Here is a 17,601-nt window from a genome sequence, read left to right as displayed (position 1 = left end):
CTATAAAATCCGGGACACAGGGGAGAGGACTCCTCTCGTGCCCCGATGTGGTGTTAAAGCGGTTCCGATGAAACAGAATTTTGCCCTGACATTGTCATTTGATGGCATTGGCCTGTTGCACCGCGCCTTTCCGGGTTGGCATCTGGTGGGCGATGTGGCGCTGGACGTGGCCGATCTGAATGGCGAGTTGGCGACGATGCGCCAAACCGCGCAGGCGCTTGATGCCTCGGGGCTGCGCACCAAGGTGGTTCTGCCCAATGATCAGGTCAGGTATCTGACCATCGAAGCGCCTGATGATGGGGACGATGTTGTCGAGGCGGTCAAATCCGCACTGAATGGCGCAACCCCCTATCCGGTTGACGATCTGGCTTATGATTTCGTGGCGCAGAACGGTCAGATATTTATTGCTGCCGTGGCGCGCGAGACCCTGGTCGAGGCCGAAGCCTTTGCCACGGAACACCAGTTCAACCCGATCAGCTTCGTGGCCAAGCCCGAAAACGGCCATTTCGTCGGTGAGCCTTTTTTCGGCGCCACCCTGAATGCCAACGGGCAAGGCATTAGCACAGATCAGATTGAACGAGACATGGCGCCGATCCGGGTGATCGGGGCATCGAAACTGCCCGCTCCCGAGGCGCCGGCCGAGACACCCGATCCCGAAGAAACAGAAACGCCTGCCCCCGCCGAGGCAGACAGTGTTGCCGACGAGACCGCAGAGCAGGTCCAGCCTGAGCCACCTGAAGCCCCCGAGCAGGAGGCGGAACCGGCGGTTGAGGACACGCCGGAAGAAGAAGAAGCGGCCGACCCAAACACGCCCGAGGTCACAGATGACACGGTCGAGGCCGCGTCAAAGGACAGCACCGATGACGTTGTACCGGAGGCCACCGATCAGGCGGCAGAACCGGCTGCGCAGGACACGCCTGACGTGGAAACGGCAGAAGACGCATCTGCCGACGACGCTGATCCGATCGAACCGAAGCCCTCAGAGGACGACGAAACCCCACCCGTCATAACCGAAGATGCGCCGCCCAAGCAGGCTACTCCCGACGACGCGCCCGCCAAGGATGTGACTGCCGACGCGGACGGCCCTGCCGAACCGCCTGCCGCTTTTGCAAGTATCCGCGCTAAACGCGACGATGCAGGCCCGCCACCGCGCAAACTGCAGGGTGTGCTGCGTAACGACGCTCCGGCACGGATCACGCTTCGGGCAACGCAGGAGTCGCCATCTGACCAACAAGAGCCGGAGCAGATCGCCAAGGTCACCGGCATTGCCGAGGCCAGCCTGCCCGAAGACGAAACCGACACGCTCAGCCATGACATACGCCCCGGCACGGATATTTTTGCACCCGAGCCTGAAATAGCCGCCGCTGCCACTGGCGTGGTCGAGGACCCGCTTCCTGACGAGATGGTATCTGATCCTTTGCCAACCGAGCCGGCATCTGCCGAGCCGGAGTCGCAGGCCTCGTTCTTCACCCGTCGCTCACGCCGGGCAAGACCTGCCGCCGCTCCCGCGCCGATTTCGGACTCAGCGAACGAACGCGAGCGTATGACCGTCTTCGGCGCGCGCGAAAAGCCTTCGGTCGGGGGCAAGCCGCGTTTTCTGGGATTGGTGCTGACTGCTGTGCTTCTGCTGTTCCTGATTGGTGTCGCGGCCTGGGCCTCGATCTTTCTGGATGACGGGATTGCCCGGTTCTTCCGGGATGATGATACCGCCGCCGTGGCCAGCTTGCCCAGCACTGAGAACACCGAGTTGGATGACGAGGTCGAACTGGCCGCACTTGACCCCGATGCCACTTTGCCCGTTCTCGAAGATCCCGCCACCGAAATCCTCAGCCGGGTGATGCCATCGGATCTGTCCCCGGACGAGGCGAAGGCAAGGTATGCCGCCACCGGCATCTGGCAATTGTCCCCCGAACCGCCAGCCACACCATCGGCGAGCGAGCTTGAAGATGTCTATCAGACCTCGCTTGATCCAGATCTGGATTTTCAGGATGCTGTTGCATTGCCGGAGGGTGCAGCGGGCTTTTCGGATGTGACATTCTTTACCCCTGCTTCGCCTCCTGCGGCAGACACCACTTTCACGCTGGATTCGCGCGGCTTCGTCCTTGCCACCCCCGAGGGCGCGCTGACTCCCGATGCCGTGCGCGTTTTCGCTGGCCAACCCGCCGCCGTGCCGCCCAGGGCAACCACGCCGGATGATCCGGCCGATCCCACGGCCGAACCACAGGCGGACACCGCCGAGGTCGCTCCGCAGGTGGCCGCGCTGCGCCCGCGCGCGCGCCCCGCAAATGCCGCCGAGCAGATCGAACGTAATGAACTGAGCGGACGCACGCGCAACGAACTGGCTGCCCTGCGCCCAAAACTGCGCCCGGCCAGTGCCCAGGAAGCCGCCGAAGAAGCCCGACAGATCGCGGCCGCCCGGGCCGCCGCTGCGCAGGCTCAGGCCGAGGCAAGCGCCGCCGCGCAAGCCTCGACCGTCGATCTGGCCGCACTCGAAGGGGCCGTGGCCGAGGCGGTCGCGCAACCTGATCCCTTTGCCGGGGCCACGGCGCAGGCGGTGTCGGCCTCACTGAAGCCCAACACGCGCCCGCGTAATTTCGACGGTATCGTGCAGCGCACCAAGCGCAATCAGCAAAAGGCCGAAGCCGAACAACCCGTGCGCGTCGCCGCCGCACAAAAGGTCACCCCGAAAATCCCCACCGCCGCAAGCGTGTCGAAACAAGCCACTCAACGCAACGCGCTGAAGTTCAAGCGGGTCAATCTGATCGGGGTTTATGGCACGCCCAACAATCGCCGCGCCCTCGTTCGGATGAACAACGGACGTTACAAGAAAGTAAAGGTGGGCGACCGGCTGGATGGCGGCAAGGTCCGTGCGATCGGCGATGGCGACCTGCGCTATCAGAAGGGCGGACGCACCGTCGTGCTGACGATGCCCAAAGGATAGAAGTTACCCGGGGATGGTCAGCCTTATCGCAGTCTCGACCAAAGGTATGAATTGCAAGCAGGCGACAATCATCGCACAATCTGATTGGGATGCTATTTTCACGTCTCCGTTCCGGTCTGGCCGGTGCGGAACAGTTTATTGTTCGATGTAGGGACCATTGATGGAAGGCGCGCTGTTTCAAGCCTCGCTGTTTTTAGCCGCCGCTGTGATCGCGGTACCAATTGCCGCGCGCCTGGGGCTGGGTTCGGTTCTGGGCTATCTGGCAGCGGGTATTCTGATCGGCCCGGTTCTGGGCCTTCTGGGTGGGCATGAATCAGTCGAACTACAACACTATGCCGAGTTTGGCGTGGTCATGATGCTGTTTCTGATCGGCCTTGAACTGGAACCGCGTGCGTTATGGGACATGCGCCACAGGCTGTTGGGGCTGGGCGGTTTGCAGATCGCCATAACGACCTTCGTGATCATGGCCGGGGCAGTCCTGTTTGTGCAGGGCTGGAGCGTGGGACTGGCCATCGGTCTGGTGTTTGCGCTGTCCTCAACGGCGATCGTGCTGCAAACCCTGTCCGAAAAAGGGTTGATGCAGACCGGCGGCGGGCGCTCGGCGTTTTCAGTGCTGTTGTCACAGGACATCGCGGTGATCCCGATGTTGGCCTTCATTCCCCTTCTTGCCATGCCCAAGCCGCCCGAATTGGTGCTGGCCGAAACACTGGAGCGGCTGAATGACGACGGGCACAGCTCGGAAAGTGGGGCACATGAGGCGGCAATCTCTCTGGTTCAAAGCCTGCCGGGCTGGGGTGTGACGCTTCTGACCATCGGGATTGTCGGCGCGATTGTCCTGTTTGGTGTCTACCTGATCCGCCCGGTTTTTCGGTTCATCCACTCCGCGCGCCTCCCCGAGATGTTCACGGCACTGGCGCTGCTGATCGTTGTGGGCATCGCCTTTCTGATGACACTTGTCGGGCTTTCGCCCGCTCTGGGCGCGTTTCTGGCCGGTGTGGTTCTGGCCAATAGCGAGTTTCGTCACGAGCTGGAAAGCGACATCGCCCCTTTCAAAGGCCTGTTCCTGGGCCTGTTTTTCATCACTGTCGGGGCGGGCATCAACTTTAACATTCTGGCCAGCCAGACCTTCCAGGTGTTGGGTCTGGCGCTCGCCGTGATCGTGATCAAGGGCGGTATCCTCTACGGGCTGGGACGCGGTTTTGGCCTGCGCGGACGCGATCTGTGGCTGTTCACCCTGTCGCTTGCACAGGCGGGTGAATTCGGCTTTGTGCTGCTGGCATTTTCGGGGCAACAAAATGCCATCCCCCCGGACCTGATCGAGTTGTTGCTGCTGGTCATCGCGATCACGATGTTGATCACACCGCTTCTGTTCATTCTCTACGACTATCTGTCCAGGCGGATGGAAGATGGTGCCGCGCCGGTTGCCGATGACGAGATCGACGATCAGGGTCCTGTGATCATCGCCGGGATCGGGCGGTTCGGGCAGATCGTGAACCGGCTGGTGCGCTCAAGCGGGTATAAAACCGTGGTGCTGGATCACAACCTGACGACGATCCAGCGGATGCGCCGCTTTGGCGTGAAGGGGTTTCTGGGCGATCCGACACGGCCCGAACTGCTGCATGCGGCAGGGCTGAAGGATGCCCGCGTTCTGGTGGCCGCACTGGATGACGCCGATGCCACCACACGTCTCGTGGCCTTTGCCCGGCGTGAACGGCCCGATCTGCATATCGTTGCGCGCGCCCGTGATCGCACCCATGTGTTCCAGCTTTATAATGCCGGGGCCAGTGATATCGTGCGCGAGCTCTTTGACAGCTCGCTGCGGGCGGGCCGTTACGTGCTGGAAAACATTGGTCTCAGCGAATTTGAAGCCGCCGAAATCGAGCGCACATTCTATCATCATGACCGGCATTCGGTGCAGGAACTGGCGGCCTTGTGGGATCCCACAATCCCGACGATAGACAACAAGCCCTACATCCGACGCGCCAAAGAGCTGGAAAGCGATTTGCAGACCATGTTGCTCTCCCAGCTTGAGGAAAGCGCGCGCATTGCCGAAGATGGCAAGGACGAGGCGTAACGGATTAACCGTCGCTCACCCCTGCCTCGGCAAACGTCGCCATGCCCGAATGACAGGCCAGCGCAGCCTTGAGAACCCCGATCGCCAGGGTCCCGCCCGAGCCTTCGCCCAGCCGCATGCCGAGCGAGAGGACCGGCCGCTTGCCAAGGTTTTCGAGCAGGGCAGCATGTGCCGCTTCGGCGCTGACGTGACCGGCCATGGCATGATCCAATGCACCGGGTTGGGTCGTCTCCAGACAGGCCGCGGCAGCAGTACAGATGAACCCGTCCAGAAGAACCGGGATACGAAGGTGACGCGCGCGCGCAATGGCACCGGCCATCGCCGCCAGTTCACGCCCGCCCAGACAGCGCAACGTGTCCAGCCCGCCGGCACAGTCAGCGCGATGCAACGCCACCGCCTCGGCCACGACGCGGGTTTTGAGGGCCAGCCCGGCATCATCGACACCGGTGCCCCGCCCGGCCCAATCGGCGGCCTCCCCCCCGAACAGCATATGTGCAATCGCGGCCGCGCTGGTTGTATTGCCGATGCCCATTTCGCCAACCACCAGCAAATCAGACTTTGGATCGACCGCGTCCCAGCCAGTGCGAAGCGCGGTCACAACCTCGGCCTCACTCATCGCGGGGCCTTGGGTGAAATCGGCGGTGGGCCGGTCCAGATCAAGCGCGATCACGTCAAGATGCGCACCCACTGTTCGGGCCAATTGGTTAATGGCCGCGCCGCCATGTTGGAAATTCAGCACCATTTGCGCTGTGACCTCGGAAGGAAACGCAGACACACCCTGCGCTGTCACCCCGTGATTGCCCGCAAACACAATCACTTGCGGGGCATCAATCGTGGGCTGCGCATCGCCGCGCCAGCCACAGTACCACGCCGCGATGTCCTCCAGTCGGCCAAGGGCGCCGGGGGGCTTGGTCAGCATTGCATCGCGCTCACCCGCCCTGATGCGCGCCTCGGCATCGGCACCCGGTGCATCACGTAGCAGGGCCGCAAACCCATCGAGGGTGGAAAAGGTATCGTTCATCTGGGTCTCGCATTGCATGACGGGGTCAAGGTCGTGTATCGCAGGCCGGGTCCGGCAACGCATCAGAAAAATCCAGCTAATGGTCAAAAACGACACCTCCCCCGCAAAGCCCCAGGATGTGCTGATCGCACTGACCCTGCTCAGCCGTCTGCCACTGCCCGAGGATCAGGCATGGGACCGGCAGGCCAAAGCGGCCTGGGCCTATCCGCTGGTCGGCGTCGTACTGGGTGGGCTGGCCGCCCTGGCCGGGCTTCTGGCAATGGCGTTGGGCCTGCCTGCCCCCATGATGGCGCTGATCACGTTGACCGTGCTAATCGTTCTGAGCGGCGGGATGCACGAAGACGGGCTGGCCGACACGGCAGACGGGTTTTGGGGCGGTTGGACACGCGAACGCCGTCTTGAGATCATGAAAGACAGCCACATCGGCAGCTATGGGGTAATTGCCCTTATCCTGTCGCTGGCCGCCCGGTGGGCGTGCCTGTGGCTGCTGTGGGACAGCGGAGCCGCGTTGGCAGTCCCGGCAGTTTTGGCCAGTGCCGTTGTATCACGTGCCGCGATGCCGGCAGTGATGACCGCCCTGCCCCATGCCCGCGCAACCGGATTGTCCCATCAGGTGGGCAAGGTGAGCGGGGTTACGGCATGGCTTGGCGGAGGCCTGGCCGCGCTGTTGGCAGTATCGTTATTGGGCGGGAGTGCCATCTGGGCCATGATCTGGGGGGCCTTGGTGGTCTTTGGGCTGGCCATGCTGGCCCGACGCAAGATCTGCGGGCAGACCGGGGATGTGCTGGGGGCCAGCCAGCAACTGGCTGAAATCACTCTGCTGGTCTGTTTGTCCGCCAATCTGGCATAAAAAAACCGCGCCCGGGACGGGCGCGGTTCTTGTTACCAGGGTTCGACCTAGGCTGCGGCCGGGGCGCGCGACATCAAAACATCGCTGACGCGTTTGGCAGCCAACACCTCGTCACCGCCATCCACGGCGGCCACTTCGCGGGTCAGACGCTCAAGCGCGGCTTCGTACAGCTGACGCTCGGAATAGCTTTGCTCGCGCTGATCATCGGTGCGGTGCAGATCGCGCACCACTTCGGCAATCGCAATCAGATCACCCGAGTTGATCTTTTGCTCATATTCCTGAGCCCGGCGCGACCACATGGCGCGCTTCACCTTGGCCTTGCCCTTCAGCGTGGTCATCGCCTTGGTGATGATATCGGGGCTGGACAGGCCGCGCATCCCGATTTCGGTTGCCTTGTTAGTTGGTACACGCAGGGTCATCTTGTCTTTCTCGAACGAGATCACAAACAGTTCCAGCGTGATTCCGGCCACTTCCTGCTCTTCGATCGACACGATCTGGCCAACGCCATGGGCAGGGTAAACCACGAAATCATCGGGGCGGAACTCGGACTTCTTCGACTTGCTCATTCAGCTTTTCCTCTCAGGGGGCCCGGTTTGAGTGCAAAAGCCACCAACGGGAGTTCACGAAACTCACGGCTGGGGGGTTTTAGGCACAAAGAAACCCATCCCCAGGCGGCAGCACGGGCAGATGGATATCAGGCGAATTAGATCATTTGCGACGGCACTATAGCATAAAAAACGCCCCCTCGAAAGGGTGACGCCCCGTAGATAATGAATTTTATAGTTTTATCAGAGGGTTGTAGCCGCCTATCCGGAGGCCACCAGATGTTGTAGGGGTCAGCTTTGCGATTCGGCAATCTGTGCCTGATCAGCCACCTTCGCCAGCATTTTCCGAGAAATACTTCTCCATCTTGCCGCCTTCACCGTCGCGTTCTTCGGCGTTGTCCATCTGATCCTTCTTCGAGATGATCACCGGCCACATTTCCGAATACTTACGGTTGAACTCGACCCATTTCTCCATGTCCGGCTCGGTATCCGGGCGGATTGCATCGGCGGGGCATTCCGGTTCACAGACACCACAATCAATGCACTCGTCAGGATGGATCACCAGCATGTTTTCGCCCTCGTAAAAACAATCCACGGGGCAGACTTCAACGCAGTCAGTGTATTTGCATTCAATGCAGTTTTCGATCACGACATAGGTCATTGCGGTCTCTGTTCATGGGCGTGTTGGATGTCAGTTAATCCAGACACCGGGATCATTCAAGCGTTCCACGCGTATTGAGATCGAGTTTACGACGATCACGCTTGGTGGGCCGCCCTTTTCCCTCAAATCTGGGGGCTGCGGCGACGCTGTCCTGCTTTTTCGGCTCAGGCGGCGATAGATCTTCGTAAAGCGCCTGTGCCTCGGGGGCCGGGCCACGGCGCGTGCCTAGCGCAAGAATACGGATCACACGCACCTGTTTGGCCTGCGGAAAAGTCAGCACATCATCGGGCGCGACGGCAACAGCCGGTTTGGCCACCCGCGTGCCATTAACCCGCACATGCCCGCCCGAGATCAGCTTGGCCGACAGGCTGCGGGTCTTGAAGAACCGCGCCTGCCAAAGCCATTTATCAAGGCGGATTTTTTCGGTAGCCATCTAACCTGTGGCCCAGTCAGGACTATAGTAGTGCCACAAATTGTATACTTCTGAAGTGATACTCTGCGCCAAACCGTACAATTTGTGGTCCGTGGTTAATAAGCAAGCATTTCGATCTTCAATGCACTCCAAAATCACCGCGTCTGAAAGTCCAACTTTCCAAAAATTAGCTTTCCCGACTATATCTCTGCTCGGATAATAGACTTCGCAAACATTGTTGGAGAATTTGGCAAAAGCGTGATCCATACCTCTGACAATCAGACGATCATCCTCTCCCATGATATCCGAAACTTCCGTAAGAACATTAGGGACCGTGAGTATTGATGAAGCGACTTTGTAGAATCCCGAAATCCAAGTCAAATGAGATTCAGAGTATTCTTTTAGTCCCTTCACGACCCCTAACTTGCTGGAGTCGCACTCGCCTGCTAGCAGGACCAACAACAGGTTGCTATCTAGAAGCAAAGGCCTCATGACATTTCTATTAGGGTGCCATCTCGTTCTGAAATATGAAAAGTTCGAACCATCCGTCTCGGAGCAATTTTGTCTCCCATTCCGATTAGCCCCATACTCTCCCTCGTGGAGCCGAGATCAAAACCTATCTCAATCTGCCAGTCTGGATTTAAGTACTTTACACCTTCCAATAAGGGGTATTTGAAGCTTTCTTTGTCCATGAACTCTTCAAAGTACTCGAATGCCCTTCGAATTGCGGATGGAGCGTCTTCAATTGGTTTAGCGTCCAAGCTCATACTCAACTCTTATCTTTCAGACCCATCAAAGCCGCGGCGAACGGATTGTCCGGGTCGATCCGGTCTTTCTTCTGCGGCTTGGCGGAATAGGTCTTGGCCTTGTCATCACGCCGCGGCGCGCCCTTGCGGGGACCACCCGGTTTACCTTTGCCCTTGGGTTTGCGGCCCTGCCCTTGCGATTGCGCGGGACGGTTGCCGCCACGCGGACGCGCAGCCCAGCGGAACGTGTAGAACACTTCAACTTCGGGCGCTTCGCTTGCCTCAGGCGCGGCATCCTCTGCCGTCTCGTCCGGCGTCGCCTCGGCCAATTCCTCTGCCGCGGCTTCGGCGGCTTCGACCATCTCGTGCCCGGTTTCCGGGGCCGCTTCAGCACCGTCCGAGGTATCAGGTTCAACCACGACCGCCCCGGCAGAATTGGAAACAGCCACTGGCTCTGCTGCTGGTTCAACTGCGGCCTCTGGTGCGGCTTTGATCTTCTCGCGTTCACCACGCTCGGCCTTGTAACCCAGCCCCTGCATCAGGTCGGCGAATTGCTCCAGCGTCATGCCGGTGATCGACAGCATATCCGCTTTCGCCTCGAATCCCCCGCGACTGTCTTCCGCGCGCAGCATATCGGCCAAACGTTCTAGCATATCGATGCGGATGGCCCGCTCGCCCGCCGCGCGATAGCCGGCCATACCGTGATACCCTTGCGGCGCATCCTTGGCAGCGGGCACCGTGACCAGACCCGGAGGCGGGCTTTCAGGAAACTCGCTCAGGCCTTTCGCGAGCGACCAAAGCACCAAACGCAGACGCGTGGGAGCCGGTTTCAGCAAGAGCGGCATGAAGATCGTGAACTGACCAAAGCGCACACCATGTTTGCGCAATGCGCCGCGCGCATCCTGATCCAGCGCCTTCACATCTTCGGCCACATCGCCACGCGGCAGAATGCCAAGCGCCTCAACCAGTTGGAACCCAAAGCCGCGGGCGAGACCGGTCAGTTCCTCATCGCGCTGGATATTCAGCAACGGTTCAAACAGGGTCGCCACCTTGCGGTCGATGAAATGCTGAAGGCGGCGCTGCACCTTCTGGGCCACATCCGGGCCAGCCTCGTCATCGACAAAGGCCTGTGCTTCGGGCTTCAGAGGGTCAGAACCGGCCACCAGCTTGCCCAGCGCCTGATCGCCCCACATGAGGCCGCCCTGTTCGGTGAAATCAATCTCGGTGTCAGGCGCGTTATAGAACCTGTCAGCTTTCAGATGAAAATGCGGGGCCAATGCCTGCAGGCTGGCCTGTGCCAATGTCTTGGCCTCGGCGCCGCTGGCCGATTTGTCCTTAATGAACCGGAACCCTTCAAGACGGCCGACAAATTCGCCCTCAACCGTCACTTCGCCCTGATCGTTTACTTCGGCCACCATGGCCTCCTTCTGCTTGAGCCGGCGCAACAAAACCGAGGTGCGCCGATCCACAAATCTTTGCGTCAATGCGCCGTGCAGCGCGTCTGATAGGCGGTCTTCTACAGCGCGCGTCGCCCCGCGCCAATGGGATTCGTCATCGACCCAGCCTTTGCGCTGCGCAACGTAAGTCCAGGTGCGGATGAACGCCAGCCGCTTGGACAGCGTGTCAATGTCGCCATCGGTGCGGTCAATGCGCTTGATCTGACGGGCCAGCCAATCATCGGGAACCCGCCCATATTCATGCAAATCAGCGTAAATCGTCTCAAGCAGGCCGGCATGCTCTGCCGGGCTGATACCGCGGAAATCGGGAATTCGGCAGACATCCCACAGCAGCTTGACCGCCCGGCCATCCGTGGCGCGTGCGCGAATATCTGCCTGCGCCGACAGGGTTTTGAGCGCAATGACGTCATCCGCGTCCCGCGCGCGGGCCAGCATCTCGTCCTCAGGCTTGGCCTCGAGCGAGGCGATCAGCGCCTCGGGCGAACCGAATTGCAGCCGCGCGTTGCGCCATTCCAGTTTGCGGATCGGGGTGAAACGGTGATCCATGATCGCTTGCGCAGTGTCGACATGCAAATCCGGGGCCTCGCCAGTCACGCCAAAGGTGCCATGGCTCATCCCGCGCCCGGCGCGGCCTGCAATCTGACCCAGCTCGTTCGGGGCAAGGTTGCGCATCCGGCGCCCATCAAATTTGGTCAGGGACGAAAATGCCACGTGGTTGATATCAAGGTTCAGGCCCATCCCGATGGCATCCGTGGCCACCAGATAATCCACTTCGCCATTCTGATAGAGATCGACCTGAGCATTGCGGGTGCGCGGGCTAAGCGCCCCCATCACAACCGCAGCCCCGCCTTTCTGACGGCGCAGCAATTCGGCAATGGCATAGACGTTATCGACCGAGAACCCCACGATGGCGCTGCGCGCGGGCATCTTGGCGATCTTCTTGGGGCCGGTATAGCTGAGCTGAGACATCCGCTCGCGACCCAGGAATTCGGCCTCGGGCACCATCGCGGCAATCGCGCCCCGCATCGTGTGACTGCCCAGAAACTGCGTTTCCTTCAGCCCTCGCATCCGCAGTAGGCGGTCGGTGAACACATGGCCACGCTCTGGATCGGCACAAAGCTGTATTTCATCCACGGCCACGAAATCTGCGCCCATGCCCTCGGGCATTGCTTCGACCGTGCAGACCCAGTACTGCGCCCGCGGCGGCACGATCCGTTCTTCGCCGGTGACCAAAGCCACCACCGAGGGTCCACGAATGGCAACGATCTTGTCGTAGACTTCGCGCGCCAAAAGGCGCAGCGGCAGGCCAATCACCCCGCTGGAATACCCCAACATCCGCTCAATCGCGTAATGGGTTTTGCCGGTATTGGTGGGGCCCAGAACCGCGAGGGTTCTTGACTGCTCGGCCATCTTGTCCGTCTCCGTGCCCTCAGAGGTCCTGTCCGCGAAGTTGCGGTTCAAGACGCTCCAGCGCGGCTGTTACGTCTTTGTGATGCGGGTGCAGTGCCAAAACACGCTCATAGGCTTCTTGCGCCATCTCGGGCCGGTTCATGTCTTCCAGCAAAAACCCCAGCGCCTCGATTGCGCCAAAATGGCGGGGGTTCAGGGTCAAAACGCGTTCCAGATCGGCAAAGGATGGCCCCATCAGCTCGGCCTGAATATAGGCCAGCGCACGATAGTAATAGCCTTCGGCAAAATCCGGCGCATGATCGGTCAGCGCGGTCAGGTGTTCGATAGCCTCCATCGTTTTCCCGGCTTCAAAGGCATCCCGCCCGCGTTTCAGCAGCAAATCCATGGTGGCCGAGCCGGATTTCGAGAATTCCAGTTCGATCTCGCCGGCCAGGGTCTGGGCGGAGCGGGCATCGGCCTCTTGCAACTGCGCAAACAACTCGTCCAGACGCGCCATATCGGCCGCGTTGGCAGGCCCGAGAGGTAAGGAAAACATGACTACCGTCAGAAATGCCGTAACGGTAGAATTGAGGTTGGGATACTTTGCGCTCATAACAGAGTTGAGTTTAGCGTAGATTGCCGGATTGCAAACCCCCCGGCAGATCAATTCTGGAGGAAGAGCAGATGAGCGACGTGATTACCAAGGCCGTGGCCGCCCTGAACGAAAAAGACAGCAGCGATTTTGACGGCACCGCCAAATTCGTGATCGATGGCGAAGGCGCTATCGTGATCGACAGCGACGGGGCACGTGCCAGCGATGACGAGGCCGACGTGACCCTGACAGCAGATGTCGAAACGTTCCAGGCCATTCTCGATGGCGATCTGAACCCGACAGCTGCCTTTATGGGCGGACAGTTGACCGTGGATGGCGATATGGGCATGGCCATGAAACTGGGCGGTGTGTTGTCGTAATGGAAACCGCCCCTCTACGCGCAGATCTGGCCGATGGGCCGGAAGACGGTCAGGCCTGGTGGGTGAAGGCCCGCGATGGCGTGCGCCTGCGCATCGGGGCGTACAATCGCGACGCAGCGAAGGGCACTGTGCTGCTGTTTCCCGGACGCACGGAATATGTCGAGAAATACGGCCGGGCGGCGCGCGATCTGGCGCGGCATGACCTGGCCACGCTGGTGATCGACTGGCGCGGTCAGGGCCTAGCGGATCGGTTGGTGGATGACCCGATGTCAGGGCATGTGCACCACTTTACGGATTATCAGCAGGACGTGGCGGCGATGGTTCAGGCCGCACATGACCTTGACCTGCCACAACCTTTCTACCTTCTCGCCCACTCGATGGGTGGTGGCATCGGCCTGCGCGCCGTGATGGAAGGGCTGGACGTGAAAGCCTGCGCTTTCAGCGGGCCAATGTGGGGTATCCAGCTATCGGATATCCTGCGCATCGTCGCATGGTCAGTGTCGTGGAGCAGCAAACGGCTGGGCATGGACCACATCTATGCGCCCAGCACCACGAACAATGAAAGCTATGTTCTGGTGGAACCCTTCGAGACCAACAAACTGACACACGACCCGGACATGTATCAGTACATGATCGATCAGACCCGCGCGGTTCCCGAGCTGGGATTGGGCGGGCCCAGCCTGCGCTGGTTGCACGAGGCGCTTCAGGAAACCCGCACGCTGGCCTTTCGCCCCTCGCCCGCGCTGCCCTGCATCACCTTTGCCGGCACTGACGAGGAAATCGTCGATCTGGGCCGGATCGAAGATCGCATGGCCAAATGGCCGGGATCGCAGATGCATTGGATCGAGGGCGGTAAACACGAGGTGTTGATGGAAACGCCTGACGTGCGCACCCGCATTTTCGATCAGATCGCCGCGTTCTTCGACGATCCTGCGATGGCCATTCCAGAAAGCGCGCTCAGCCGTCCTGCGTGACCTTCTGGGTCTGACGGCCCAGCCCGTCGATCTCCAACACCATTTCGTCTCCCTCTCTCAGGAAGCGTGGCGGTTTCATCCCCATGCCCACGCCCGGGGGCGTTCCGGTCGCGATAATGTCACCCGGATGCAGGCTCATCATCTGACTGAGATAATGCACCACATGGGCCACGGAAAAGATCATTGAACTGGTCGATCCGGTCTGCATCCGCGTGCCATTCACGTCCAGGCTCAGGCCCAGCGCCTGTGGATCACCCACCTCGTCCGGGGTGACCAGCCACGGGCCGACCGGGCCGAACGTGTCACAACTTTTGCCTTTGGTCCACTGGCCCTTGCGTTCAGTCTGAAAATGCCGCTCCGAGACATCGTTGACGATGGTAAAGCCTGCCACGTAAGACAGCGCATCAGCCTCATCGACATATTTGGCGTGTTTGCCGATCACCACGCCCAGTTCGACCTCCCAATCGGATTTCTGCGACCCGCGCGGCAATGAGACGTCATCATTTGGCCCGCAGATCGACGAGGTGGCTTTCATGAAGACGATCGGCTCGGGCGGTGGGTTCAAGCCCACTTCGGCGGCATGGTCATAGTAGTTCAGACCGATGCCGATGAACTTGCCCGTCCCGGCCACAGGCGGACCCAGACGCGGCGAGCCTTCGACCAGGGGCAGGCTGTCCGGATCAACCTCGGGCAGATCGCCCAGCACATCGCCGGCCAGATCATCGATGACCCCGCTCAGATCGCGCAGGCCGCCCGCGCTGTCCAAAACGCCCGGCTTTTCCTGACCCGGTTCGCCATATCTCAGAAACCGCATTCGCCTCTCCTGTCATTACTTGGCACCACGATACCTCAGACGGGCTGGCAAACAACCCGGGAAAGCCTATCCTTGCAACCATGGCACTGACGTTTCGACCCGAAGGGATCTATTGCGAGGCTGGCGGGTTTTTCATCGACCCGTGGCGGCCTGTAGAACGTGCTCTGATCACCCATGGCCATGCCGATCATGCGCGCCCGGGCATGGCGCAGTATCTGGCCACCGACATTGCCGCCCCGGTGATGCGCCACCGTCTGGGCGATATCGCTTTGGACACGATTGTCTATGGCGAGACACGCCAGATCGGCGGTGCAAGCGTGTCGTTCCACCCCGCTGGCCATGTCCCCGGCTCGGCCCAGATACGGGTCGAGGTGGCGGGCGAGGTCTGGGTGGTGTCAGGCGATTACAAGACCGAGGCCGACGCGCTCTCAACCCCGTTTGAACCGGTGAAATGCCATAACTTCATCACCGAGTGCACCTTTGGGCTTCCGGTCTTCACGTGGCCATCCGAGGCCGACGTAGCAGCCGAGATCAACACATGGTGGGCCGAAAACGCCGCTCAGGCCCGGTTCAGCCTGCTTGGGGCCTACTCTCTGGGCAAGGCACAACGGGTGATGTCCCTGCTTGACCCGACCATCGGCCCAATCCTGACCCATGGCGCTGTGGAAAACACCAATGCAGTGCTGCGCGCCCAAGGGTTAACCCTGCCCGACACGATCCACGTCACCCCCGACACGAACGCAAAAGATCACCCCGGTGCCTTGGTCATCGCCCCACCCGGTGCGCTTGGCAGCACATGGGCGCGCCGCTTCAAACCCCACGCGACCGGCTTTGCCAGCGGCTGGATGCGTTTGCGCGGGGTGCGGCGACGGCGATCAGTGGATCGTGGGTTTGTCGTGTCCGACCATGCCGATTGGGCCGGGTTGAACAGCGCCATCGCGGCAACGCAGGCCGAGAATATCTATGTCACTCATGGCTACACCGATATCTTCGCCCGCTGGTTGACCGAGCAGGGATACAACGCGCAAGTGGTCCCAACCGAATTCACAGGTGAGAATCTCGACGATGGAGAGATCACATGAAACGCTTCGCAGCGCTTTATGCCACCATCGACCAAACCACAAAAACCACCCAGAAGGTCGCCGCGCTGGCCACCTATTTCCGGGAGGCCCCGGAAGAGGACCGCCTGTGGACCATCGCGCTGTTTTCCGGGCGCCGCCCACGCCGGACCATCACCACCACGCGCTTGCGCGAATGGGCGGCTGAACGGGCAGGCATCCCCCTGTGGTTGTTCGAGGAAAGCTATCCGATTGTCGGCGATCTGGCCGAAACGATTGCTCTGGTTCTGCCCAAGCCAACCGCGACCCATGACAATAGCCTGACAAAGTGGATCACCCGCCTGCGCGCGCTGGATCATGAAGAGGAAGAGGCGCGCAAGGATGCGGTGCTAAACGCCTGGGCCCAGATGCCGGATATGGAACGGCTGGTGTTCAACAAGCTGCTCACCGGTGGGTTTCGCGTCGGGATCAGCCGCAAACTGATGACGCGCGCCTTAGCGCAGGCAACGGACCATGACGAGGCCGAGCTCGCGCATCGTCTGATGGGCGACTGGACACCCGACACAACCAGCTATCACACCCTGATCGAAGCGCCCGACACCGGCGCGGCCCTGTCACGGCCCTACCCGTTTTGTCTGGCTTACGGGGTTGAGCCTGAGGACGGCGTGGAAAGCCTTGGCACCCCAGACGATTGGCTGGCCGAATGGAAATGGGACGGCATTCGCGGGCAGTTGATCCTGCGCGGGGGCGAACATTTCGTCTGGTCCCGTGGCGAAGACCTGATGACAGATCGCTTTCCCGAACTGGCCCGCGCCCGCGATTTCCTGCCAGACGGCACCGTGATCGACGGCGAAGTCGTCGCCTGGGACGACTCCGCCCCAATGCCGTTCAACGCCCTGCAAAAACGCATCGGGCGCAAGACTGTTCCCAAAAAACTGCTGACCGACGCGCCGGTGATCATCCTTGCCTATGATCTGTTGGAGGAAGGCGGCAAGGATCTGCGCGCCCTGCCCTTTGCCGAGCGTCGTGCGCGGTTGGATGCCATGTTGGCAGATCTGCCCGAGGCCGCGCCGGTCCGGCCCTCGCCTCTGATTCCCTTCAAAGATTGGCAAAACCTGCATGACCACCGCGCCACAGCCCGCGAGGCGCGCGCCGAAGGCTTGATGCTGAAACGCACTGACAGCCCCTATCATGCCGGGCGCAAGAAGGGCGATTGGTGGAAATGGAAGCTGGACCCGCTGACCATCGACGCGGTGATGATCTATGCCCAGCAAGGCCATGGACGGCGCGCCAACCTGTTCACTGACTTCACCTTTGCGGTGCGCGATGGCAATGACCTGATCCCCTTCACCAAGGCCTATTCCGGCCTCACCGATGCCGAGTTTCGCAAGATCACCGCCTGGGTGCGCAAGAACACCCTGCAACGCTTTGGCCCCGTGCGACAGGTGACCCCGGAACATGTGTTCGAGATCGCGTTCGAGGGGATCGCGGAATCCACCCGGCACAAATCAGGCGTGGCCCTGCGCTTCCCACGGATGAAACGCTGGCGACATGACAAGCCGGTCAACGAGGCCAACACGATGGATGACCTCAAGGAGATGCTGAAGACCTACGGTTAACTGCCCCAACAAGACGGACCTTGAGCCTTTCCCCTCCCCACCCTATGTCATGCGAACACCAATAGGAG

15 protein-coding genes are annotated in these 17,601 nt (G+C 60.7%); 7 read left to right on the top strand and 8 right to left on the bottom strand.

Going from position 1 to position 17,601, the window contains the following annotated elements; genetic code table 11:
* Positions 1-67 precede the first annotated feature (67 nt).
* Together V6N02_RS00160 and V6N02_RS00155 are read left to right on the top strand one after the other, a co-directional pair.
* The gene (locus V6N02_RS00160) at positions 68-2,941 is read left to right on the top strand and encodes a hypothetical protein (protein ID WP_371223077.1); all 2,874 of its coding nucleotides are present in this window, start codon (positions 68-70) and stop codon (positions 2,939-2,941) included.
* A gap of 160 nt (positions 2,942-3,101) precedes the next feature.
* On the top strand, positions 3,102-5,015 hold the full coding sequence (locus V6N02_RS00155) for a cation:proton antiporter domain-containing protein (RefSeq protein ID WP_371223075.1): 1,914 nt from the start codon (positions 3,102-3,104) through the stop codon (positions 5,013-5,015).
* Positions 5,016-5,019: 4 nt separating this feature from the next.
* Here the strand turns inward: V6N02_RS00155 and cobT are convergent, their stop codons facing one another.
* The gene (gene cobT, locus V6N02_RS00150; RefSeq protein WP_371223073.1) at positions 5,020-6,036 is read right to left on the bottom strand and encodes a nicotinate-nucleotide--dimethylbenzimidazole phosphoribosyltransferase; all 1,017 of its coding nucleotides are present in this window, start codon (positions 6,034-6,036) and stop codon (positions 5,020-5,022) included.
* 79 nt (positions 6,037-6,115) lie between these two features.
* Here cobT and cobS point away from each other — a divergent pair, with 79 nt between their 5' ends.
* Positions 6,116-6,886, top strand: a complete 771-nt coding sequence (cobS, locus tag V6N02_RS00145) for an adenosylcobinamide-GDP ribazoletransferase (protein WP_371223071.1) — start codon at positions 6,116-6,118, stop codon at positions 6,884-6,886.
* 47 nt (positions 6,887-6,933) lie between these two features.
* Here the strand turns inward: cobS and V6N02_RS00140 are convergent, their stop codons facing one another.
* The 6 genes from V6N02_RS00140 to V6N02_RS00115 all read right to left on the bottom strand — a co-directional run bounded on the left by V6N02_RS00140 (position 6,934) and on the right by V6N02_RS00115 (position 12,709).
* On the bottom strand, positions 6,934-7,452 hold the full coding sequence (locus V6N02_RS00140; protein WP_371223069.1) for a CarD family transcriptional regulator: 519 nt from the start codon (positions 7,450-7,452) through the stop codon (positions 6,934-6,936).
* Positions 7,453-7,753: 301 nt separating this feature from the next.
* The gene (fdxA, locus tag V6N02_RS00135) at positions 7,754-8,092 is read right to left on the bottom strand and encodes a ferredoxin FdxA (RefSeq protein ID WP_371223067.1); all 339 of its coding nucleotides are present in this window, start codon (positions 8,090-8,092) and stop codon (positions 7,754-7,756) included.
* 52 nt (positions 8,093-8,144) lie between these two features.
* Positions 8,145-8,525: an RNA-binding S4 domain-containing protein gene (locus tag V6N02_RS00130; RefSeq protein ID WP_371223065.1), complete on the bottom strand. Its 381-nt coding sequence runs from the start codon at positions 8,523-8,525 to the stop codon at positions 8,145-8,147.
* Positions 8,526-8,992: 467 nt separating this feature from the next.
* Positions 8,993-9,271 (bottom strand): hypothetical protein, encoded by a 279-nt coding sequence (locus V6N02_RS00125; RefSeq protein WP_371223063.1) that lies wholly within the window; start codon positions 9,269-9,271, stop codon positions 8,993-8,995.
* 2 nt (positions 9,272-9,273) lie between these two features.
* Complete coding sequence (locus tag V6N02_RS00120; RefSeq protein WP_371223061.1) at positions 9,274-12,117, bottom strand: helicase-related protein; 2,844 nt, start codon at positions 12,115-12,117, stop codon at positions 9,274-9,276.
* A gap of 19 nt (positions 12,118-12,136) precedes the next feature.
* Complete coding sequence (locus V6N02_RS00115) at positions 12,137-12,709, bottom strand: tetratricopeptide repeat protein (protein WP_371223059.1); 573 nt, start codon at positions 12,707-12,709, stop codon at positions 12,137-12,139.
* A gap of 71 nt (positions 12,710-12,780) precedes the next feature.
* Between V6N02_RS00115 and V6N02_RS00110 the strand changes: the two genes are divergently transcribed.
* Positions 12,781-13,068 (top strand): SCP2 sterol-binding domain-containing protein, encoded by a 288-nt coding sequence (locus tag V6N02_RS00110; RefSeq protein WP_371223057.1) that lies wholly within the window; start codon positions 12,781-12,783, stop codon positions 13,066-13,068.
* Complete coding sequence (locus V6N02_RS00105) at positions 13,068-14,042, top strand: alpha/beta fold hydrolase (RefSeq protein ID WP_371223055.1); 975 nt, start codon at positions 13,068-13,070, stop codon at positions 14,040-14,042. The genes V6N02_RS00110 and V6N02_RS00105 overlap by 1 nt, the downstream gene beginning before the upstream one ends.
* On the opposite strand, the gene V6N02_RS00100 is transcribed toward V6N02_RS00105, so the two are convergent.
* Positions 14,026-14,856 carry a fumarylacetoacetate hydrolase family protein gene (locus V6N02_RS00100; RefSeq protein ID WP_371223053.1) on the bottom strand — a complete coding sequence of 277 codons (831 nt, stop codon included), beginning with the start codon at positions 14,854-14,856 and terminating at the stop codon, positions 14,026-14,028. The two genes, V6N02_RS00105 and V6N02_RS00100, sit on opposite strands and share 17 nt — an antisense overlap.
* Positions 14,857-14,936: 80 nt before the next feature.
* Here V6N02_RS00100 and V6N02_RS00095 point away from each other — a divergent pair, with 80 nt between their 5' ends.
* Together V6N02_RS00095 and V6N02_RS00090 are read left to right on the top strand one after the other, a co-directional pair.
* Positions 14,937-15,938, top strand: a complete 1,002-nt coding sequence (locus V6N02_RS00095; protein ID WP_371223051.1) for a ligase-associated DNA damage response exonuclease — start codon at positions 14,937-14,939, stop codon at positions 15,936-15,938.
* On the top strand, positions 15,935-17,533 hold the full coding sequence (locus tag V6N02_RS00090; protein ID WP_371223049.1) for an ATP-dependent DNA ligase: 1,599 nt from the start codon (positions 15,935-15,937) through the stop codon (positions 17,531-17,533). The genes V6N02_RS00095 and V6N02_RS00090 overlap by 4 nt, the downstream gene beginning before the upstream one ends.
* The last annotated feature ends 68 nt before the right edge of the window (positions 17,534-17,601 follow it).

The organism is Roseovarius conchicola, assembly GCF_041403425.1.
GTDB classification, from domain to species: Bacteria; Pseudomonadota; Alphaproteobacteria; order Rhodobacterales; family Rhodobacteraceae; genus Roseovarius; species Roseovarius conchicola.
The sequence above is the reverse complement of the archived record's forward strand: the minus strand, read 5'-3'. Positions and strand labels throughout refer to the sequence as shown.